The 17,497-nt window shown below is 65.2% G+C and carries 14 protein-coding genes; 5 read left to right on the top strand and 9 right to left on the bottom strand.

Features of this window, described 5'->3' with window-relative positions:
* The first annotated feature begins 144 nt into the window (after positions 1-144).
* Together J7E89_RS09540 and J7E89_RS09535 are read left to right on the top strand one after the other, a co-directional pair.
* Entirely contained in the window at positions 145-2,571 is a 2,427-nt protein-coding gene (locus tag J7E89_RS09540) for a penicillin acylase family protein (RefSeq protein ID WP_251060329.1), read from the top strand.
* Positions 2,572-2,644: 73 nt separating this feature from the next.
* On the top strand, positions 2,645-3,688 hold the full coding sequence (locus tag J7E89_RS09535) for an alpha/beta hydrolase family protein (RefSeq protein WP_214971082.1): 1,044 nt from the start codon (positions 2,645-2,647) through the stop codon (positions 3,686-3,688).
* A 108-nt stretch (positions 3,689-3,796) separates the two neighbouring features.
* Here the strand turns inward: J7E89_RS09535 and J7E89_RS09530 are convergent, their stop codons facing one another.
* Positions 3,797-5,458, bottom strand: a complete 1,662-nt coding sequence (locus J7E89_RS09530) for a peptidase M23 (RefSeq protein ID WP_214971059.1) — start codon at positions 5,456-5,458, stop codon at positions 3,797-3,799.
* Positions 5,459-5,630: 172 nt separating this feature from the next.
* Between J7E89_RS09530 and J7E89_RS09525 the strand changes: the two genes are divergently transcribed.
* Complete coding sequence (locus tag J7E89_RS09525; protein ID WP_214971056.1) at positions 5,631-6,293, top strand: cutinase family protein; 663 nt, start codon at positions 5,631-5,633, stop codon at positions 6,291-6,293.
* Here J7E89_RS09525 and J7E89_RS09520 read toward each other — a convergent pair whose 3' ends face one another.
* Positions 6,294-7,379 carry a BTAD domain-containing putative transcriptional regulator gene (locus tag J7E89_RS09520; RefSeq protein ID WP_214971053.1) on the bottom strand — a complete coding sequence of 362 codons (1,086 nt, stop codon included), beginning with the start codon at positions 7,377-7,379 and terminating at the stop codon, positions 6,294-6,296.
* 354 nt (positions 7,380-7,733) lie between these two features.
* On the opposite strand from J7E89_RS09520, the gene J7E89_RS09515 reads away from it, so the two are divergent.
* Both J7E89_RS09515 and J7E89_RS09510 read left to right on the top strand, forming a co-directional pair.
* Positions 7,734-8,938 (top strand): IS3 family transposase gene (locus tag J7E89_RS09515; RefSeq protein ID WP_214971051.1). Its coding sequence is split into 2 segments (ribosomal slippage): positions 7,734-7,974 and positions 7,974-8,938, totalling 1,206 coding nucleotides; the frame shifts between segments, so codons are not numbered across the junction.
* Between the two features lie 6 nt (positions 8,939-8,944).
* A complete protein-coding gene (locus tag J7E89_RS09510) occupies positions 8,945-9,109 on the top strand; it encodes a hypothetical protein (protein WP_214971049.1) in 165 nt (54 codons plus the stop codon).
* Positions 9,110-9,128: 19 nt separating this feature from the next.
* Here the strand turns inward: J7E89_RS09510 and J7E89_RS09505 are convergent, their stop codons facing one another.
* The 7 genes from J7E89_RS09505 to J7E89_RS09475 all read right to left on the bottom strand — a co-directional run bounded on the left by J7E89_RS09505 (position 9,129) and on the right by J7E89_RS09475 (position 16,655).
* Positions 9,129-9,809 (bottom strand): hypothetical protein, encoded by a 681-nt coding sequence (locus tag J7E89_RS09505; protein ID WP_214971035.1) that lies wholly within the window; start codon positions 9,807-9,809, stop codon positions 9,129-9,131.
* Positions 9,806-10,201 carry a hypothetical protein gene (locus tag J7E89_RS09500; RefSeq protein ID WP_214971033.1) on the bottom strand — a complete coding sequence of 132 codons (396 nt, stop codon included), beginning with the start codon at positions 10,199-10,201 and terminating at the stop codon, positions 9,806-9,808. Before J7E89_RS09500 ends, J7E89_RS09505 begins: the two co-directional genes overlap by 4 nt.
* Positions 10,202-10,224: 23 nt before the next feature.
* Positions 10,225-12,609 (bottom strand): glycoside hydrolase domain-containing protein, encoded by a 2,385-nt coding sequence (locus tag J7E89_RS09495; protein ID WP_214971030.1) that lies wholly within the window; start codon positions 12,607-12,609, stop codon positions 10,225-10,227.
* A 297-nt stretch (positions 12,610-12,906) separates the two neighbouring features.
* The gene (locus tag J7E89_RS09490) at positions 12,907-13,443 is read right to left on the bottom strand and encodes a hypothetical protein (RefSeq protein ID WP_308315409.1); all 537 of its coding nucleotides are present in this window, start codon (positions 13,441-13,443) and stop codon (positions 12,907-12,909) included.
* Positions 13,444-13,726: 283 nt separating this feature from the next.
* Positions 13,727-15,103 (bottom strand): IS1380 family transposase, encoded by a 1,377-nt coding sequence (locus J7E89_RS09485; protein ID WP_214971028.1) that lies wholly within the window; start codon positions 15,101-15,103, stop codon positions 13,727-13,729.
* Between the two features lie 356 nt (positions 15,104-15,459).
* On the bottom strand, positions 15,460-15,786 hold the full coding sequence (locus tag J7E89_RS09480; RefSeq protein WP_214971025.1) for a hypothetical protein: 327 nt from the start codon (positions 15,784-15,786) through the stop codon (positions 15,460-15,462).
* 359 nt (positions 15,787-16,145) lie between these two features.
* Positions 16,146-16,655: a hypothetical protein gene (locus J7E89_RS09475; RefSeq protein ID WP_308315408.1), complete on the bottom strand. Its 510-nt coding sequence runs from the start codon at positions 16,653-16,655 to the stop codon at positions 16,146-16,148.
* Positions 16,656-17,497 lie beyond the last annotated feature (842 nt).

Raw genomic sequence — 17,497 nt, 5'->3', positions numbered from 1 at the left:
TCTTCATGAGTCTTCTAGGCGCCTGTTGTTGCTGGTCATCGAGATTTCATCGGTCCTCCTTAGCGTGGCCGCGTTCAGACGACGGCCCGTACGACAGGGGGAAGGACGGCGATGGCACGGAGGAGATACAGAGCGAGGCTGCCGATGGCGGTCATGGCCGCTGTGGCGGTCATGAGCTCGCTGGCGGCCACCGGGTCGACGGCCACGAGGGCGGCCGCCGACGGACCGGGGCCGGACAAGCCGACGATCCGCTACACCGAGTACGGAATCCCGCACATCATCGCGTCGAACTGGGAGGGGCTGGGAACGGGCTACGGATACGCGGCGGCCAAGGACAACATCTGCACCCTGGCCGACACCTATCTGATGGTCAACGCCCAGAGGTCCCGCCACCTGGGGCCCGAGGGCAAGACGAGTCCCGGCCAGAACCAGAACACCACCACCAACCTCAACAGCGATCTGTACTTCCAGCGGATCAAGGACAATCAGGTGGTGGAGCGGCTCCTCGACAAGCCCGCTCCCGACGGGCCGGAGCCGGAGGTCAGAGAAGCCATTCGCGGCTATGTCCAGGGATACAACAGGTACCTGACCGAGACCGGCGTGAACAACATCACCGACCCGGCCTGCCGCGGTGCCGCCTGGGTGCGGCCGATCACGGAACTGGACGTCTACCGGCACGCGCATGCCGAGATCATCATGGGCAGCGCCGACGCGCTGCTGGACGGCCAGATGAACGCCGCACCCCCGGGGGCCTCGCCCGCCGCGCAGCCGGCGTCCTCACCCGCGAAGACCGCCGCGAAGATCCGCGACGCGATGGCGGCCAGCCGCCAACAGAGCATGGGCAGCAACGCGTTGGCCGTCGGCTCGCAGGGCGTGTCCGGCGGCACCAGCATGCTGCTGGCCAACCCGCACTTCCCGTGGCAAGGCAAGAACCGGATGTGGCAGAGCCAGCTGACGATCCCGGGCAAGACCAACGTCTCCGGGGCCAGCCTGCTGGGATTCCCCGCGGTGAACATCGGCTACAACGAGAACGTGGCCTGGAGCCATACGATCGCCACGGTGGCCCCGTTCGGGCTGTTCGACGTACAGGTGGATCCGCTGAACCCCACCAAGTACCTGGTGGACGGCGTCTGGGAGCAGATGACCTCGCAGCGGGTCGGGGTCGACGTGCTGAAGCCGGACGGCTCCGTCTCCAAGGTCACCAGGACGTTGTGGTCCACCCGCTACGGCCCGATCACCACCTCGATGCAGGGCGTCGCGCTGCCCTGGGTGGTCAGCGCGCACGCGGTACGCGACGTGAACATGGACAACCTGCGGGCGCTGAACAGCTGGTTCCGGCTCAACCAGGCCAAGGACGTCCATGACGTGGTGAACACCCTGGAGACCACGCAGGGCGTCCCCTTCTTCAACACCGTCGCCTCCGACCGCAAGGGCAACGCGCTGTACGCGGACATCCAGGCCACCCCGAACATCACCGACGAGCACGCGCGATCGTGCCTCACCCAGACCGGTCAGCTGCTGTTCAACCAGTCACTACGGCTGCCGAACGTGCCGCCGATCTCCATCCTCGACGGCAAACGCAGCGCGTGCGACTGGCCCGAAGACCCGAACGCGGCCGCGCCGGGACTGCTGGACCCGCACAAGCAACCACGCCTGATCCGTTCCGACTTCGTGGGCAACGCCAACGACAGCGCCTGGCTGGCCAACCCCGAGCAACCGCTGACCTTCCCCCGGGTGATGGGCGACACCTCGGCGCCCCGATCGCTGCGTACCCAGGAACTCATCCTGACCGCGCAGAACCGGATCAACGGCACCGACGGCCTGCCTGGCAAGGGCTTCACACCGGAGACCATGAGGCAGTTGCTGTTCGCCGACAACAGCAGGGCGGCCGACCTGGCCCTCAACGCCACGGTGACGATGTGCCAGAACGCCCCCTTCGGGCTCATTCTGGTGGACGGCAACCTGGTCAACGTGAGCGAGGCATGTCCGATCCTGGCGGCCTGGAAGAACCACGACTACACGGCGGACAGCCGGGGGTCCTGGCTCTTCGCGAACTACTGGTCCCTCCTGCTCAATGGACAGGGAATCGAGAAGCTGCCGTGGCGGGTGCCTTTCGACCCCAAGGACCCGGTGCACACGCCCAATTCGCTGGACTCCGGTAGCTCCGCCGTCCGTGAGGCGTTCGGGCGTGCCGTGCTCGCACTGCGCAAGGCGAACATTCCACTGAACGCCCCGCTGTCGGACATCCAGAAGGTCACCCGCGGTGGTGAGCAGATCCCGATCCACGGCTCGATCAGCCAACTCGGTGTGCTGAACGTGATCACTCCCGGCCAGGTCGACGGAAAACTGGACATCGTCTACGGGTCCAGCTTCATCCAGCAGGTGCGGTTCACCGCCGACGGTCCGCCGCAGGCGTCCTCCGTCATGGCCTACTCCCAGTCGGCCAACCCGAATTCGCCGCACTACGCCGACCAGACCAAGCTTTTCTCGGCCGGCAAGTGGGTGACCGAGCGGTTCACGGAGGATCAGATCGCGGCTTCACCGGAATTGCAGACCAAGGTTCTGAACTGAGAATGCCGACAACCTCACAAAGGGGAACGCAGTGACAAGGAGAGCGCATTGGCGGCGACTGGCGGTGGCGTGGATGCTCGCCGCCGTGGCCGTGGTCGCGCCGACGGGTTCGGTACAGGCCGCTGACGGAATCACCGCGCCGCCGCCGATGTCGAACGGTTTCGGCCTGACCCAGGTCGGCGCGGCGACAGGAAATGCCACCAACTTCTACCTCACCGTGACCACACCCGAGGTCGCGGGCGAGCAGCACATCAAGATAGTTCTGCCGAGCGGCTACTACGACGCCCCGGACCGGCGCTACCCGGTGCTGTACTTCCTGCACGGTTCGCCCGACGATCCGGTCCAGCAGACGTATCCGGCGCTGTCGATGTCGGACCAGATGATCACCGTCATACCGGACGGTGGCGCTCGGGGCTGGTACGCCAACTGGCTCAACCAGAAGACCGCGGCCGGTGCCCAGAACTGGCAGAACTTCCACCTCAAGCAGGTGGTTCCGTTCATCGACGCGAACCTGCGGACCATCGCCACCAAGAAGGCCAGGGCCATCGCCGGCGTCTCCATGGGTGGGTTCGGCGCCTTCCACTACGCCCAGGCCCGTCCCGACCTGTTCAGCCACACCGCGTCCCTGTCAGGAGACATCGATCTGTCGGCCAGGTCCATGGACCTCCGGCTGGCCGTCGTCGCCACGCTCATCGACGCGTCGGGCGCGATGTGCGCATCGGCATCCGGAGTCTGCGACCCCAACGACTCTCCCTACAAGCCCGGTGTGGACAGCGACGCCGCGTTCGGCTCGCCCTACCCGGTGTTCAACGCCGACTGGCGGTGGAACGAGGTCGACCCGTCGCAGCACATGGACCGACTGGCCAAGGCCGGAGTCGGGGTTTCCGTCTACGTGGGCGACGGAGGCGGCTCGCCCCTCGAGATGGAGTTCTGGGTCGCGGGCGCGGCCAAGAACGTCAAGGCCGCCATGGACGCTCTGGGTATGTCCTACTACTACGTCAACTACGGCGACGGGGCCGCCTGGGGCACCCAGTGCAACGGCGGCCACAACGCCGGCTGCTGGGAACAGGATCTACGGGACCTGATCCCCAGGCTGGAGAGGGAATTCGCCGCCTGACGGCAAGCGCCCGCCGTCGTCCCGCCCGCCGCTGGTGCGGTCTGCGGGACGACGGCGGGCGCGCGTTCCGGAGCTCTCCTTCCCGGATCGGGTCCCCAGCCGCGACGGCTAGGTGATCGCAGGGCCGGCATCGTTCAGCCAGGCCCATTCCGACCAGGTGGCGAAGCCGGTCTGCCACCGGTGATAGACGCCGGCGTGGCTGGTGCCGAACACCTCGATGCGACCGTCGGCGTTGTTGCTCGCACCGACCGACGTGCCACCGCCCCCGAAGTTCTCCCACTGCGAGAACGCCGCGTTCGGGCCGGTCTGCCAGGCATGGCTCGCGGTGGTGGCGTTGATCGCGAACACTTCGACCCGCCCGTCGACCGTCCGCGACGTGGCCAGCTCGGCATTGGGGATCCCGCCGGTGCCGGCCCACGCCGACCATGAGGTCGGGCCGGTCTGCCAGCGATGGAACACACCCTCGGCGTTGGATGCGAACACCTCGAGCCTGCCGTCCTGGTTGTAGCTGGCGGTGACGGCGCGTCCTCCGGTGCCGAAGTTCTCCCAGGCGGACCACCCGCCGTTGACGCCGGTCTGGTTCAGATGCTCGAACGTCGAGTCGGACAGCGCGAAGACCTCGAGTCGCCCATCGGGCGCGTTCTCCATGGCGAGTCGCGCGTTGGCCGGGCCGCCGTGGGTGCCTTCCCAGCCGGCCCAACCGCCGCTGGGCGCGGTCTGCCAGCGGTGGAACACACCGTCGGCGTTGGAGGCGAACACCTCGATCCGGCCGTCGGCGTTGTTGCCCGCCACCAGCCGGTGCCCCCCGGTGCCGAAGTTCTCCCAGCCGGACCACCCGGCACTGGGCCCGGTCTGCCACATGTGATCGAACGTACTGTCCGACAGCGCGAACACTTCCAGCCGGCCGTCCGCGTTGGACGCCACCGCCAGCTGGGCGTTGCGCGGACCACCCGCCAACCGCCACGGCGACCAAGCGCCGTTCACCGCGGTCTGCCACGCGTGATACACGCCGTCGGAACCGGCGGCGAAAGCCTCAAGGCGTCCGTCCACGGACCGCCCGGACACGACCCGACCGGAGCCGTACGGGTGCTTGGGGCCGCCGCCCGTACCGGACCACAACGCGTTGGCGATCAGGGTGGCGTCGCCCGCCTCGATCCCGTACAGGTAGCGCAGGTCCTCTCTCGGTTGCTGCACCCGCCAGCACACCTCGCCGATCGGCGCGTCGTTCCACGAGCCGCCCGGATACAGCTGTTCCATCGCGTCGAGGAAGGCGTTGGTGGCGTAGGCCGGGTTCAGACGCTGCTCCCGGGTGCCCCACCAGTCCTGCTGCTGGAACAGCCCGATGCTGGTGTGATCGACGGCCTGGGAGTAGTTGTTCATGCTGGTTTCCACGATGATCGTGGCGATGGCGATCGCCGCGGCTCTCGGGTTGAGCCCGCGGTCCTTCACCGCCTGCGTGACCATCCGCGCGCACGACATCTTGTACGCGTTCAGATAGCCGGCCATCTTCGCGTTGAGCTGCGGGTTGAGCTGGTCGGCCATGATGCCGTCGGTGGCTGAGGGACCGGCCGGATCACACGGTGCGGTCGCAATGGCCATGCCTTGTGGGCCACTGAAATACCGGGAGACGCCGGAACGGTCGTCGCCCGGCCCTGGAACAGGTCCGGGTTGGGCGACGGCGACCGAGGCGGTCATCTCGATGACCAACGCCCAGATACCGGCTATCAAGGCCAGTCTGGTGAGTACGCGGTATAAGCCGCTTCTTGCCATGGTGTGCCTTTCCGTCGTGAACTCCGGTCGTTGGCGGCCGACAGTAGAAAGCACCGATGAAATACCGATGGAATCGGCCTCCCCTCGCGTTGCATCGGGACGCGTTTCATCGGGATGTCATCGGCCACTGCCAATGTCGTGACGCACAGGCAGACCACATGGGGAGGATCGAATGCGAGCAAAGAGGATGACGGCCGCGTTGGCCGGACTTCTGCTGACGGCAGGGCTTTCGGTGACACAGGCGTCCACAGCGCAAGCGGCAGCGGCTCCGTGCGAGGGCACCTACACGATCGTCGTCGGCGGCACGGGAAGCTCATGGAACAACGACGGCTTCACCGGCAACATCCAGCAGCACGTCGGGTACCCCACTCAGATTCCCAACGGCGCGAGCGCCCGGGCGGGCGTCAACGAGCTGAACCGGCTGGTGCGCGACCAACGTGCCGCGTGCCCGGGCCAGCACGTCAAGATGGGCGGCTACTCCTTGGGCGCCGCGGTGGTGCACATCTGGGTCACCGAGAACTGGCAGACCTTCGACAACGTCAACGCCATTCTCATCGCAGACCCCAAGCGCCAGGGCGGCCCCGGCGCCAACGGGGGATCCGTGCCGTTCGGCGGTATCGTCGGCGCTCCGCTCGCCGGCGCCGACAGGTTCTTCGGCAACGTACCGGTCAAGACGATCTGCCACTGGGACTACGTCTGCGACGAGTCCGCCGGCATCTGGACGTACCCGGGCAACCACATCAGGAACTACCCCCACGACTTCAACATGGATCACCACAACGACAGCGCCAACGAGCAGTGGTACAACGGCGCTTGGCATCCCGCCGCCTGGTGATCACGGGCCGGTGGTGGACCCGGCCAAGGGGGTGAGGCCGAGGCCGGCTTCGTCACCGCACAGAATCATTTGGTGCGCCCGCCGCAGCATCCGGCTCGGAGGAACCCCGAGGTCGTCAGCGAGACGGCGGCGGGCGCGCTCGAACACCGTCAAGGCGTCGGCCTGGCGTCCGTTCCGGTACAGCGCCCGCATCAGCATCGCGGCCAACGGCTCATTGAGGGGGTGTGCCGCCGACAGGGCGAACAACTCGGCGATCGCCTCCGCATCCTGGCCAAGGCGCAGCTGCCACTCCAACTTCCGCTGTACGATGGCAATCTTGCGGTCGGTGAGCCGCAGCCGTTCCAGTTCGGCAAGCGTCCCCGGCAAACCGGCCAGGGGCTCCCCGCGAAACAGCTCCAGCGCCTGGGCACAGAGGCGGACTGCCTCGAGCGGTTCGCCCGCTCGATCGGCCTTCCCGATGCCGGTGACCAGCTCCTCCATGCGTGCGACGTCCACGTCGACCGCGCCGGAGACCAGCTGGTAACCACGGAGCCCGCGTTCGATGACCGAGTCCGGACCGTCCCCGACGCGCAGGACCTTGCGTAATCGGTAGATGTACACCGGCACCACGTTCGCGACCGGCGGCTCCATTCCCCATACGCCATCGAGTAGTTCCTGCTGACTGAGGGACCGCCCCGCGCCCAGCGCCAGGGCCGCCAGGACGGCTTGCTGGCGCAGATGCCCCAGGTTCAGGGGCCGCCCGTCCCGCCATGCCTGCAGCGGCCCGAGCAGGGAGATCCGTACCTTCGGTCCCGCCGCTCGCACGGCGATGGTCCGTGGAACCGATCTCACCGACCGCGTGCGGGGGCCACGTCCGGCGACGACCAGACCGCAGTCGAAGGCGTGAACGATGGCGGCGGCCCTGTCGCGCAGACCGAGCTTCACCAGGATTCGCGCGAGGTGCTCGGCCACGGCGCCCTCGGGGATGGCGAGGGCGGCGGCGATCTCGTCGTCCCGCAGGCCGCAGCCGACCGCCGAGAGCACCTGGCACTCCTGATGCCTGAGCACGGTGGCGGTGGGGCGGTCGGTGGTGACGGTCGTCGGCATCGCTGCTCCCCGGGCTCTGGACGGGTCGGTCTTGCGGGCGCCGTCGACAAGGTAGTGGGGGGAGCGTCGGGCAAGGCATCCGGAACGATCCGGAGTGACACACGCGACCGCATGTCATCCTCAAGCGCGCGTCGGCTAGTGGCGGGCCTGGGGCGTCCGCACGGTGGGTGAGTGTGTGAGCGCGTGAGGCGACGCCGCGTCCGGCCGGACCAGGGGAGTGACTGTCCATGGTGACACCCGCGCGTGAGGTGACCCCCGGAGTGTGGACACAGGGGTTCATGCTGCGAATGAGGTGATCCCTGTGGTGTGGACACACCTGACAATGGACCTTGGTCCAGGAAGGTGTAGATCCACGTGGCACGGCCCTCGAAGTACAGTGCGGAGTTCCGGTCCGACGCGATCGCGTTGTGGCGGCCCTCGGCCGGCAGGCGGACGTTCAAGGACGTAGCGGCCGATCTGAATGTCAACCCCGAGACGCTACGGACCTGGGTGCGTGACGCCGACGGTCGTCCAGTCGCCGCCGGAGCGTCGCAGGACACCGAGGCCGAATTGGCCCGGCTGCGGGCGGAGAACGCGCGGCTGGCCAAGGCGGAGAAGGAATGGCAGCTCGAGCGGGAGATCCTGCGCCGGGCAGCGGCGTATTTCGCCCGGGAGATGAAGTGAAGACCGCCGCTTGGGACTTCGTCTCCGCCCACGCCGAGATGTTCGGCATCAAGCGGATATGCCGGATGCTGGAGATCTCCCGCTCGGGCTACTACCGGTGGATCGCCGGCACCAAGGCGCGGGCGGAGCGGCAGGCCGCCGAGGACGCCCTGGTCGAGGAGATCCGTGAAATCCACGCCGAACACCGCGGGAACTATGGCGCGCGTCGAGTCCATGCCGAACTGCGCTGCTTCGGCCACACGGTCAACCGCAAGCGAGTCGCGAGGCTGATGCGCAAGCACGGCATCGTCGGCCGTCACCTACGCAAGAAGAAGCGCACCACGATCCCGGACCGGCTCGCGCCGCCGGTGGCGGACCTGGTCCAGCGGGACTTCAGCGCCGGGGCTCTGGACGAGAAGTGGTGCGGTGACATCACATACGTGCGGGTCGGAACCACCTGGCTCTACCTCGCCTGCGCCATCGACATCCGCTCACGCCGGGTGCTCGGCTACTCGATGGCCCCGCACACGCGAGCTGGGCTCGTCATCGACGCGCTCCAGGCCGCGGTCGCGGCCCGCGGCGGTGACGTCACCGGGGTGATCTTCCACGCGGACCGTGGATCGCAATATACGTCGGCCGCGTTCGCGCAGGTCTGTGACCGGTACGGCATCCGCAGGAGCATGGGCAGGGTCGGCTCGAGCTATGACAACGCCCTGGCCGAGAGTTTCTGGCAGGGACTGAAGCGAGAAGCAATGCAAGGGAAGCTGTTCGTGACGATGCGACAGGCCAGGCTGGAGATCTTCCAGTGGCTCACCTACTACAACGCCCGCCGACGCCACAGCGCGCTGGGCTACCTCTCTCCGATGGACTTCGAACAGCAGCACCACAAGACAGCTAAACTCTCACTCGCAGCATGAACCCCTGTGTCTACACTCCGGGGGTCACCTCAGTCGCTGTCCAACCTCACCAAACAGACCATCGACCAGCTCACCGTGCTGGTGAAGACCCGGCTCAAACGGATGCAGTACCGCCCCGGCCTCATAGACGGCCTCATCGCCAAGACCGGCCTCGACCTCCAACCGCCGTAACCCCAGCCATTGAAGATCTCTAGTTGGAGGTCCGCTGCTCGAACGCGCGTGCCGCCTTGCGGCGTGTCGAGGCGAAGGCATCGGTTGCACCAGCCCCCTTGCCGGGCTCCTCGCTCCAGCCGCGGATCTTGGCTGCGACCCGCTTCAGCTTCGGGTGTCCCGGCTTGAGCGCGATCTGGAAATGAGATTCCTTTGGAACGGCCGGCTCGTCACCACCCCAGGAAACAACGCCGTCGAGTTCGGCGAGGATGTCTCGGATCACGATCAGCTCGTGCGGGAACAACCCACCTGTGAGGCCAGCGGGATAGGCGCCTGGCCGGATGGCTATGGCAGTGCCCGACAGATAGTTGGACTCGTAGTCGTTCTTTACCACTGGATTGGTGGAGTGACCACTTATATCGCCCACCCGCAATGCGTCCACTTCGTAGTGAAAACGACGGGCGACGTGCAGGAGAACAACGGCCACCTCGCCACCGGCAAGGGTGACTGAGGCGCGGCTGCCTTCGATCGGGTATCTGATGCCCTTGTCGATCACAGGCCAGCCGTTGGCTGACTTCTTGCCGTTCCAGGTGGCGACTTCATCTGCGGGCATGGCTGCAGCAGGGGCGGCGGATCCCGTACCAAAGAGAACTACGCCACTCGCGGCACCGGCGGATGTGATGAACCAGCGCCGCGGCAGGTTCCGTACGGAGGGCTTCATGTGGTTGCTTCCTTGTCATCCGTGTGGGTGCCGTTGGCGCCGTGCTTGCGCTTGACAGCGATGGCCATTGCTGTGACGACGCATGCCAAGGCGATCCCGGCCAACGCGAGGACACCCGAGTTGACGTACGGGGGAACGAGGTCGTAGGTGGCGTTGCACTTCTGCGACAGCGGAAACCACTGCTCCGGTATGTACGCGTATTCCGGGTCAAACTTCTGATGTTTCGTCAGCGTGCAGAACTCTTCTATATCGAGCGTTCCGAACAGGGAAATAAACCCCCATACGTACAGGCCGCTCGCGCCTAGCGCCGCTGCGACCGCGGCGTAAGACCAGGCGCGGGGGCTGCTGCGGGGCCATTTCACGTTGGGTACCCCATAGTTGCTGTATGCCACGGTGTTACTCCCTCGTTCGACATTCAGCTGTTCTTGGCGAAGAAAGCGCTCCTACGCTTTGACTCTTGATCAACGACGCTCTTAAGGATATCCGCGTAGCCGGACAGGAACGGGTTGAGCTTGTCGTCGGGCAAGTAGCCGGGCATCATCGTGTCAACGCCTGCATTCTTACGGATCAGCAAGGTGCGGATGGCGTCGAGTTCATCGTCGGCACCGACATCGACGAGCATGGTCCGGGCCGCGCCTACGACCGTGTTGATCTGACCGTTGTAGCGTTCGCTGAAGAATTTTGTGAACCGGGACAGGTGACCGGATCCTCCGAGGTGGGAGCGGAACCAGTCGGTGATCTTTGTGCCGTTCTTCACTGCTTTTCCGAGGAGATATCCGTCGGCGTCCTCGATAAGGTCACCGAAACCGAACGAGGAGGCCACGTTTATTTTTGCCAGCCGGTCCTTCGCGAAGAGGTATCCGGACGCGTAGGAGTCGGCGTGATTGCGCCAGTCGGCATAGAAGGTAGTGAGGTCGCCCCCCCAGCCGGCGAAGTCACCGCGGTTGGCTGCCGTCCCACTCGGAACGCCTCGCAGGTAGTAAGCGTCGGCGCAGGCAGCCAGATGGTCTGCGTTGACGGTGACACCATAGGAAGGATCAGTATAATACTTGACGCGCGTGGGCCCGTTTGCTGCGCAGTAGTTGATCCACTTCATGTCGATCTCGCCGATCAGTGTTTCCCAACCCTGCCCATAGGAGTAATAGGCGGGGTAGCGGAGCCACTCGAGAACCTTGTGCGAGGCATTACCGCTGTTGTACTTGACTGCCGTTTGATATACGCCGTCGATGTACTTCAGGAAGGCATCGACGGGTGAACCGGTTGCGCCGACGCCGTCGCGTCCCACGCCCGGGTCGGTGCCTCGCATCACATCGCGGTCGAGGTCAAATTTGTCGCCGTTGGTATCGAATTCGTATTCCTTGATCTGAGTGAACGACCAGTTCTCTGGCATGGGGAACCCCAGGTTTCCGGAGAAGCCCCACGACATGCCGGATACAAACGAATGCCGAGCGTGAGCGTCTGCGCTGACGCGAGAGCATACATTGCGGGATCCATAAACACCCGCTATGTATTTCTTTCCCTTGTGGTTCAGTCCCGCCTGGATGCCTGTGAAGTAGGGGACAATGTTGGACGTTATCTGTTCGGTAGTTGCATCGTAGTCCACAGCGAAGTAAATGGCTGTTCCGCGATTGAACTTGTAACCCTCAGCGCGGTCATGAGCCTTTACCGCGTGGTTGAAGCCCTGATCGAAGGTAAAATTCGAGAGGTAGCGGCCGATGTACTGGGAGATAGGGAACACCTTCATTCCCCCGTCAAAGATCGCATCGAGTTCGCCTGGCATCAGTTCCTTATTGAGGTCGTGCTTCGGGTCGAGCACTTCCTCATCAAGGTAGCGTCCGACGACCTCGTACCCTGACGCTTTGAGTGCCTTGGCACGTGACAGCGAAATGGTGAAGCGGGTATCGCAGGCGGTGGCCTTGCGGTCTGGGTTCCCCATGGATACCAACAGTTGACACCACGTGTCGTAGTCTGCTCGCCCGTCGGTGCTGGCGAGCTTGGAGAACGATTGGAACGCTGAGACGTACTGAGCCAGCTTGGCGTCGTAGGTGGACTTGAATGATGTGATGAGATTGTTTACTTTGCCGTTGAATACGCACGCGGCGGAAAAAAGCTGAACGAAGATTCCTGTCGAGCCTTCGCTGAGAGTACGGTTCTTCAGCCCTGCTTGGGTGCCTGGCCCGAAGTTACCGGTGACGGAGGATTCCTCGAGGCCCATTTCCAGCTGTAGGGCCTTCATCACGGCTTGCTGTACATCGCGGGTGTAGTGACCGTCGCAAGGGATGATGAAGAACGGGGATTTCTTCCAGTACCGGCTGTTGAACCACTGCTGGATCGTTCGCACTTCTTCCGTACCGCCAGACACGACGGTATAAGCATCCATGGTGAGCATGGCCTTGAACACCTTCGGATCCAGGTACCCCTTCGTCATGTCGAATTCTGAGCCGATGCCCATCTTCGTCATCATGGCTGAGATGGCGCTTCGGGTAGTCATTCCGTACGTGCCATTGATGCCGCCGGGATCGAATCCCTTGCAGTAGCAAGCGCTCTGGATAACCTTGACGATGTTTTCGTTCTTTTCTCCTTCCTTAACCCCGCCCCGCTGTGTGAGTGAATTGAGTGTCGTGGGGCCGAAGCTGTTGGACAGGTTGGTAATGCCGAGTTCGTACTGAAGGGCGTGAGTCAGGGAGTACATTGTGCCCCATCCCGTTTTGCCGTCTTCGGGGCACTTCTTGTAGCCAAGGACGTTGCTGTAAGTGGAGTTGACCCACTTCTGAGCCTCGAGAACGCGCTCGTCTGCCATCTTGGATCTTCTCTCTTTTCGTTGTTCACAGCACCGCGCTCCCCATCGGCAGGGACGGTTGATCAGCACCGGGGCGTCGTATGCAGAACGCCACGAACCGGGGCGGCAGCTTCGCCCGCGCAGGTGGCTGCTCTTGGTGGCAGCCCTCCTGGGCAGGGCGGCTGCCGCCCCGGTCAATTGCTGGTGGTCGCGGTACCGAGCGCGCTGGCGGCCAAGGTGATGCCGGTAATGCACGCCGGCGCGAACCCGGTGGCGCTTTGGCTACTGGGCGCGGTGGCCTTGTTCTGCTTCTGTCGTTCAGCTGACGAGCGGAGATCCGGTGAGCTGCCAGGTGATGGCGCCCTTGCCGTCTGCTTCGATGTCGTAGACGACGGTCGCGTCGCCCGACCACCACAGATCCGGGTTGAAGACGGCGGCCGGCGAGGAACATGTCAGCCCGGTTGCGTTGGCGTAGTTCTGGTTGAGCTTGTCTGTGAAGTCGCACGTGGTGCTGGTCACCACGCTGTCGGTGCCGGAAGACGTCGGACGGTTTTCCAAACGAGTGGTCACCTTGAACGACGTGAATCGCTTACCGGTGTCCTGTACTTGGTCATCCAGGATGCCCCAGTTGAGCGTGGTGTTGGCCTTTATCTTTCCGTCGGAAGAGGGGTCGGCACAGACTTCGGCACCGATCTGGGTATCCGGCTTGAGCCCGGGCAGGTCGATGGCTCGTACGTTGCCGTTGGCCGTCGAGCAGGTCTCAGCTGCGCTCGCGGAGTGCGACGTCAGCATGACTGCGCTCAGGGCGGCAGCCGTCGCGGTAAACGTGGACAGGCGCATGATGGTGCGGTTCACAGCAAATCCTCTAGCGTTAGTGGCGCATGAGCGCGGGGCATGGCCGAGCCAGTACCCGGTGTTATGGAGCTGGAGTGCAGCACCGGTGCGTTGGTGCTGCACTTACGGCGACGGTCTAGCCTCGATCTTTCGTGACGGGTCGTCGGATTCTCCGGCGGCCCGTTTCCGCATGTCGGATCGGTGACGGGTAGGCCGATGGCCCGGCTGTCGCGTCGGGTGTGCGCCGGTTTCCACGGTTCCGGGGTGGGTGGTGCTGCTCGTTGGGGCGGGTGGTTGTTGCTGGTCAGCCGGGGTTTGGAAGGGCCTCGAGTCGCTCGATCGCGCCTGTGATCACGTCGGTCCAGGGCCAGTGGCGGGTGAATCTCAGATGCCGGCGGCGGGCGGTGGTGACGAGCTGGGCGGCGGCGGAGAACAGTCGTAGCCGCAGGCGGCGTGGTTCCCAGAGGCGGGGTTTGCCGGTCAGGGCGAGCATTGGCAGCCAGGCCAGCAGGTCGAGCGCGAGCTGGACGATCTCCAGCCAGATCTGGTTCTGCGTGGTGTCGTGCAGGGGCAGGTTCCGCAGGCCGGTGGCGCGCGCATTGCGGATGCGGTCCTCGGCTCGTGCGCGTTGGCGGTGCCGCAGTTCCAGTGCGGCGATCGGGACGTCGGTGGTGTTGGTGGCGAAGCAGGTCAGCCGCAGTCCATCGGCATCGGTGAACCGCAACTGGGCGCCCGGGTGCGGACGTTCCTTGCGAACGATCAGCCGCATCCCTCTTGGCCAGCCTTTCAGGACGTCACCGTCGAGCTCGGCGGTCCAGGCGCCGTCGCGGATCTCGCCGCCTGGTTCGACGGCGGGCGTCCAGGCGGAGGCGGGCACGCGCTGGACGGCCTGGTGAATCTGCTCCGTGATGGTCATCCCGACCGAGTACGACAGCCACCTCCCGCGTTTCGCGAGCCAGGCCACGAACTCATGCGTCCCGCCGCCGGAGTCGGTGCGGATCAAAGTGGAGCGGCCTCGCCGATATCGCTTCGGGAGCTGGGCCAAGGCGAGCTGGGTGGCGGTGATGTGATCGGCGGCGGTGTTGCTGCCCGCGTTCCCGGGCCGCAACAGCGCGGCCACCGGCTCTCCGGTGCCGCCGCGTCCGTGGTCGACGAAGCCCATCAGCGGATGATGTCCGTAGGTCTTCTTCCAGGTCGCGGCCGCGTCCTGCTTGTCGGAGTGAGCCAGGACCAGCACCCCGTCCACGTCCACGATCACCTGACCGGTGGCGTCCGGCGACGAGGCGCCGCCCAACTTCCAGACCCGCTCGCGCACTTCGGCCCGCGCCGACCGGATCGCGGTCAGAGTCTTCGGACCGCCCGCGGCAAGCTTGTCGATGAGCCGGGAGACGGTCGGGTCGGAGGCAACCGGCCCGAACACGGCCGGCTCGGCCCGCAGCACCGCGACATCCGCGAGGCAGTCCCCGCCGAGCGCGACCGAGAGAGCTACATCGAGCAGGATCTTCCCCGGATCGTGCACCGCCCGTGGCCGCCGCCACGGCGCGAGCGCCGCCGATATCGCGGTGTCCAGTCCGCTCTTGCGGACGGTCTCGACCAGCAGCACCCCTCCGGCCTGGGAGACCGCTGCCCGGCCACCGCCCTCGATGCGGACACGCGGATAGGACCCGATACGCTTCTTCACCTGAGGAGTGCTTCTTTCATGCGACGACCTGGACCCTAGACAAGTCCCATCGTTGCAGGTCAGGAGCACTCTTCGCGTTTCCGATCATGCATCGGACACCGAGCCACGTGAAAGCCCGAGGCTAGCTACCGAGGCGTCGCACGTCAGAAGTGGGCCTGCTTGGCTTACGCTGACGGCGTCCTACGGTGGTGGCCCACGATCTCTGGGAGCTGTCGGCGGCGTGCCGACACCCCTGGGCATAGTCGCGCCCAAGGCCCGTCCTGCGGGCAGTCGGCGGTTGGTCTCCGAGACGCCGGCAGGAGAGTCAAATACCAGGGGCCCGCAGCGCGTTGGCGGGCGGGCCCCCTCCCACTGGGTCAGCTACGGAGTTCCTGCTTAGCGTTCTTCTCGATCGTCACGATCGGATGCTCCGGCACCGGCTTGCCAGGGTCCTCAGCGGTGAGTTCAGTCGGCCACGATGTGCCCGGGTAGAGGCCGACTACCGCAGTCTCGATGTGAGCCGTCGCCTGGAACCCACCTGGACCAGTGACGCGAAAGTCCACTCGATAAATAGCCCGCCGGTCACCCTTGTTCGTGATCTTCACTGGGATGATCAGCCCGGACCTGGTTCGGGTGGGCGTATAGACCACGACATCCCCATCGGTGGCGACGGGACGACCAAAGGACTCGCTGCCCGAGGCCACACCGCTGGGCGTGGACGACGCGATCGGGTCCCCGCTGGGCGCGCCCGCGACTCGCTCCGCAGGAGCCTCGTCCGCCGCCTCTTGGTTCGGGTCTACGGTCGCTGAGAGGGACGGAGGCGCCGCAACAACTGAGGGTTTGGCCGACGCTGGCTCGCTCGGGGCTGGAAGCGACGCTGAATCGGGGCGAGACGATTTCGAGGCCGCCGCAGCACTGTCGACTGCATGCTTACCGTCCCCATTGGTCCCGCTGCAGGAGACAATGAATAGGCAAGCCGTGAGCCCCGCAGCGCTCAGCGCCAGTGTCCTGACCCGCCTGCCAAGCGGGCTCGACGGTGAAACGCGCCGAGGCGCATCTGCTCTCAGTTGCATGGCGTGGCGTAGTCGACCCGGTCGATCAGCGCTGCCGTGGAGGTCTTGGTGCTCTTCATGATCGCGGTCGACTTGGAGCAGAAGATCTCGCTGTGTGTGCCCGTGATGGTGACAGGACCCGCGTACTGGCTAAAGGTGCCCTCATCGGTGTCACACCTAGGCTCGGTCCTGTTGGTGCACAGCTTGAGCTTCATGTACTTCGCCGTGCCAGTGTTGTTGTCGAAGACCGCACAGGCTCCTGTGTACCCAGCGTTTCCCCGGGTGTAGGTGAACAGGGTGCCGAAACGCCGTGCATCCGGCAGGCGTTCAGCGGACTGCAGCACATAAGTAGAGCCACAGAGGTTCGACGTCGCCCGTACCGCCTCGGTCTGGGCGGCGGCAATAGTGCGCGTGGCCTTGGACGCGGTGGGCGATATCGCCACACCGGATGCCGAGGGGCCTTCGGCAGCAGAGACCTGAGGAGCCGTCAGGCCGATCGCGGCAAGCGTAGTTGCGGCCACTACGGAGCGTAGGACGTACCTCAGATGAGTAGTGACGGGCATGGGTGCCCCCCTTGTAGTGCATGTGACGTGGTCGAGATCGCAAGAGGAGCCCTCGCACTGATAGATCCCCCGGTGCGAACGCTGCCTTGGTCGTCTCGCGATCAGGCAAGAATCTAAACGCAAAAGGGCTCCACGGGAAGGGTCTAGACCTGTCGGCGCCTTTCATTGGCGCAAGGCTGGTGACTGACCGTCATTAACCTGACTCGGAATCAGGCCTGGCTCTCACTCGTGAGCCACCACCAGCCCGCGAGATGTCACAATAAGTTACCGTGTGTTGCTCATCACTGGAAGACCTCACTGTTGTTATCAGCAGGGGGCATGTCCGTCGGAAGTCAGCCGTCAAGCGGCGGGCCCCCAGGTCGTGCTCGGCGATGAGACTGCGCTGGCCACGCTCGGTGTGGTTGTCGTCGTCATGCGGTGCTCATACCGCCGACCCGTTCCATGACCGGAATGAACTGCGGAGCGTCGCCCCACTGCCCCGGGGTGATCAGCAGGGGCCAGTGGGCGGCGTCGGGTGGATTAACCGGAGTGGAGCGACGTCTACCAACAGCGTCTGCCTCACCGTTGCGTTGGGGCCAGCCGGACCATGCTCCAGGGCAAGGACACGGAACCCGGCCCGAAGAACGGAGCGTGGCTGTCCTCCCACCACCAGCCGACAGCCGTGTGTTCGCAGGGAAGTTGGCCCCCGATCTGGGGAGACGGGGCCGGCGCGCGGGAACGGAAATCCGTCGCACGTAACGGCCTTCCCCGGCGGCCTGGGGCTCGGCCGCTAACCCGAAGTCTCCGACACCGTCCGCGGC

It is taken from the genome of Streptomyces sp. ISL-100 (assembly GCF_018614615.1).
Taxonomy (GTDB): Bacteria; Actinomycetota; Actinomycetes; order Streptomycetales; family Streptomycetaceae; genus Streptomyces.
Note: the sequence above shows the minus strand (reverse complement) of the source record. Positions and strands in the feature narration are given on the sequence as shown.

What these genes read in the sequence shown, in the direction of transcription:
- J7E89_RS09525 (WP_214971056.1), top strand. Translation starts at nt 5,631, where the DNA reads ATGCGAGCAAAGAGGATGACGGCCGCGTTGGCCGGACTTCTGCTGACG.
- J7E89_RS09535 (WP_214971082.1), top strand. Translation starts at nt 2,645, where the DNA reads ATGCTCGCCGCCGTGGCCGTGGTCGCGCCGACGGGTTCGGTACAGGCC.
- J7E89_RS09520 (WP_214971053.1), bottom strand. Translation starts at nt 7,379, where the DNA reads ATGCCGACGACCGTCACCACCGACCGCCCCACCGCCACCGTGCTCAGG.
- J7E89_RS09540 (WP_251060329.1), top strand. Translation starts at nt 145, where the DNA reads ATGGCGGTCATGGCCGCTGTGGCGGTCATGAGCTCGCTGGCGGCCACC.
- J7E89_RS09495 (WP_214971030.1), bottom strand. Translation starts at nt 12,609, where the DNA reads ATGGCAGACGAGCGCGTTCTCGAGGCTCAGAAGTGGGTCAACTCCACT.
- J7E89_RS09505 (WP_214971035.1), bottom strand. Translation starts at nt 9,809, where the DNA reads ATGAAGCCCTCCGTACGGAACCTGCCGCGGCGCTGGTTCATCACATCC.
- J7E89_RS09530 (WP_214971059.1), bottom strand. Translation starts at nt 5,458, where the DNA reads ATGGCAAGAAGCGGCTTATACCGCGTACTCACCAGACTGGCCTTGATA.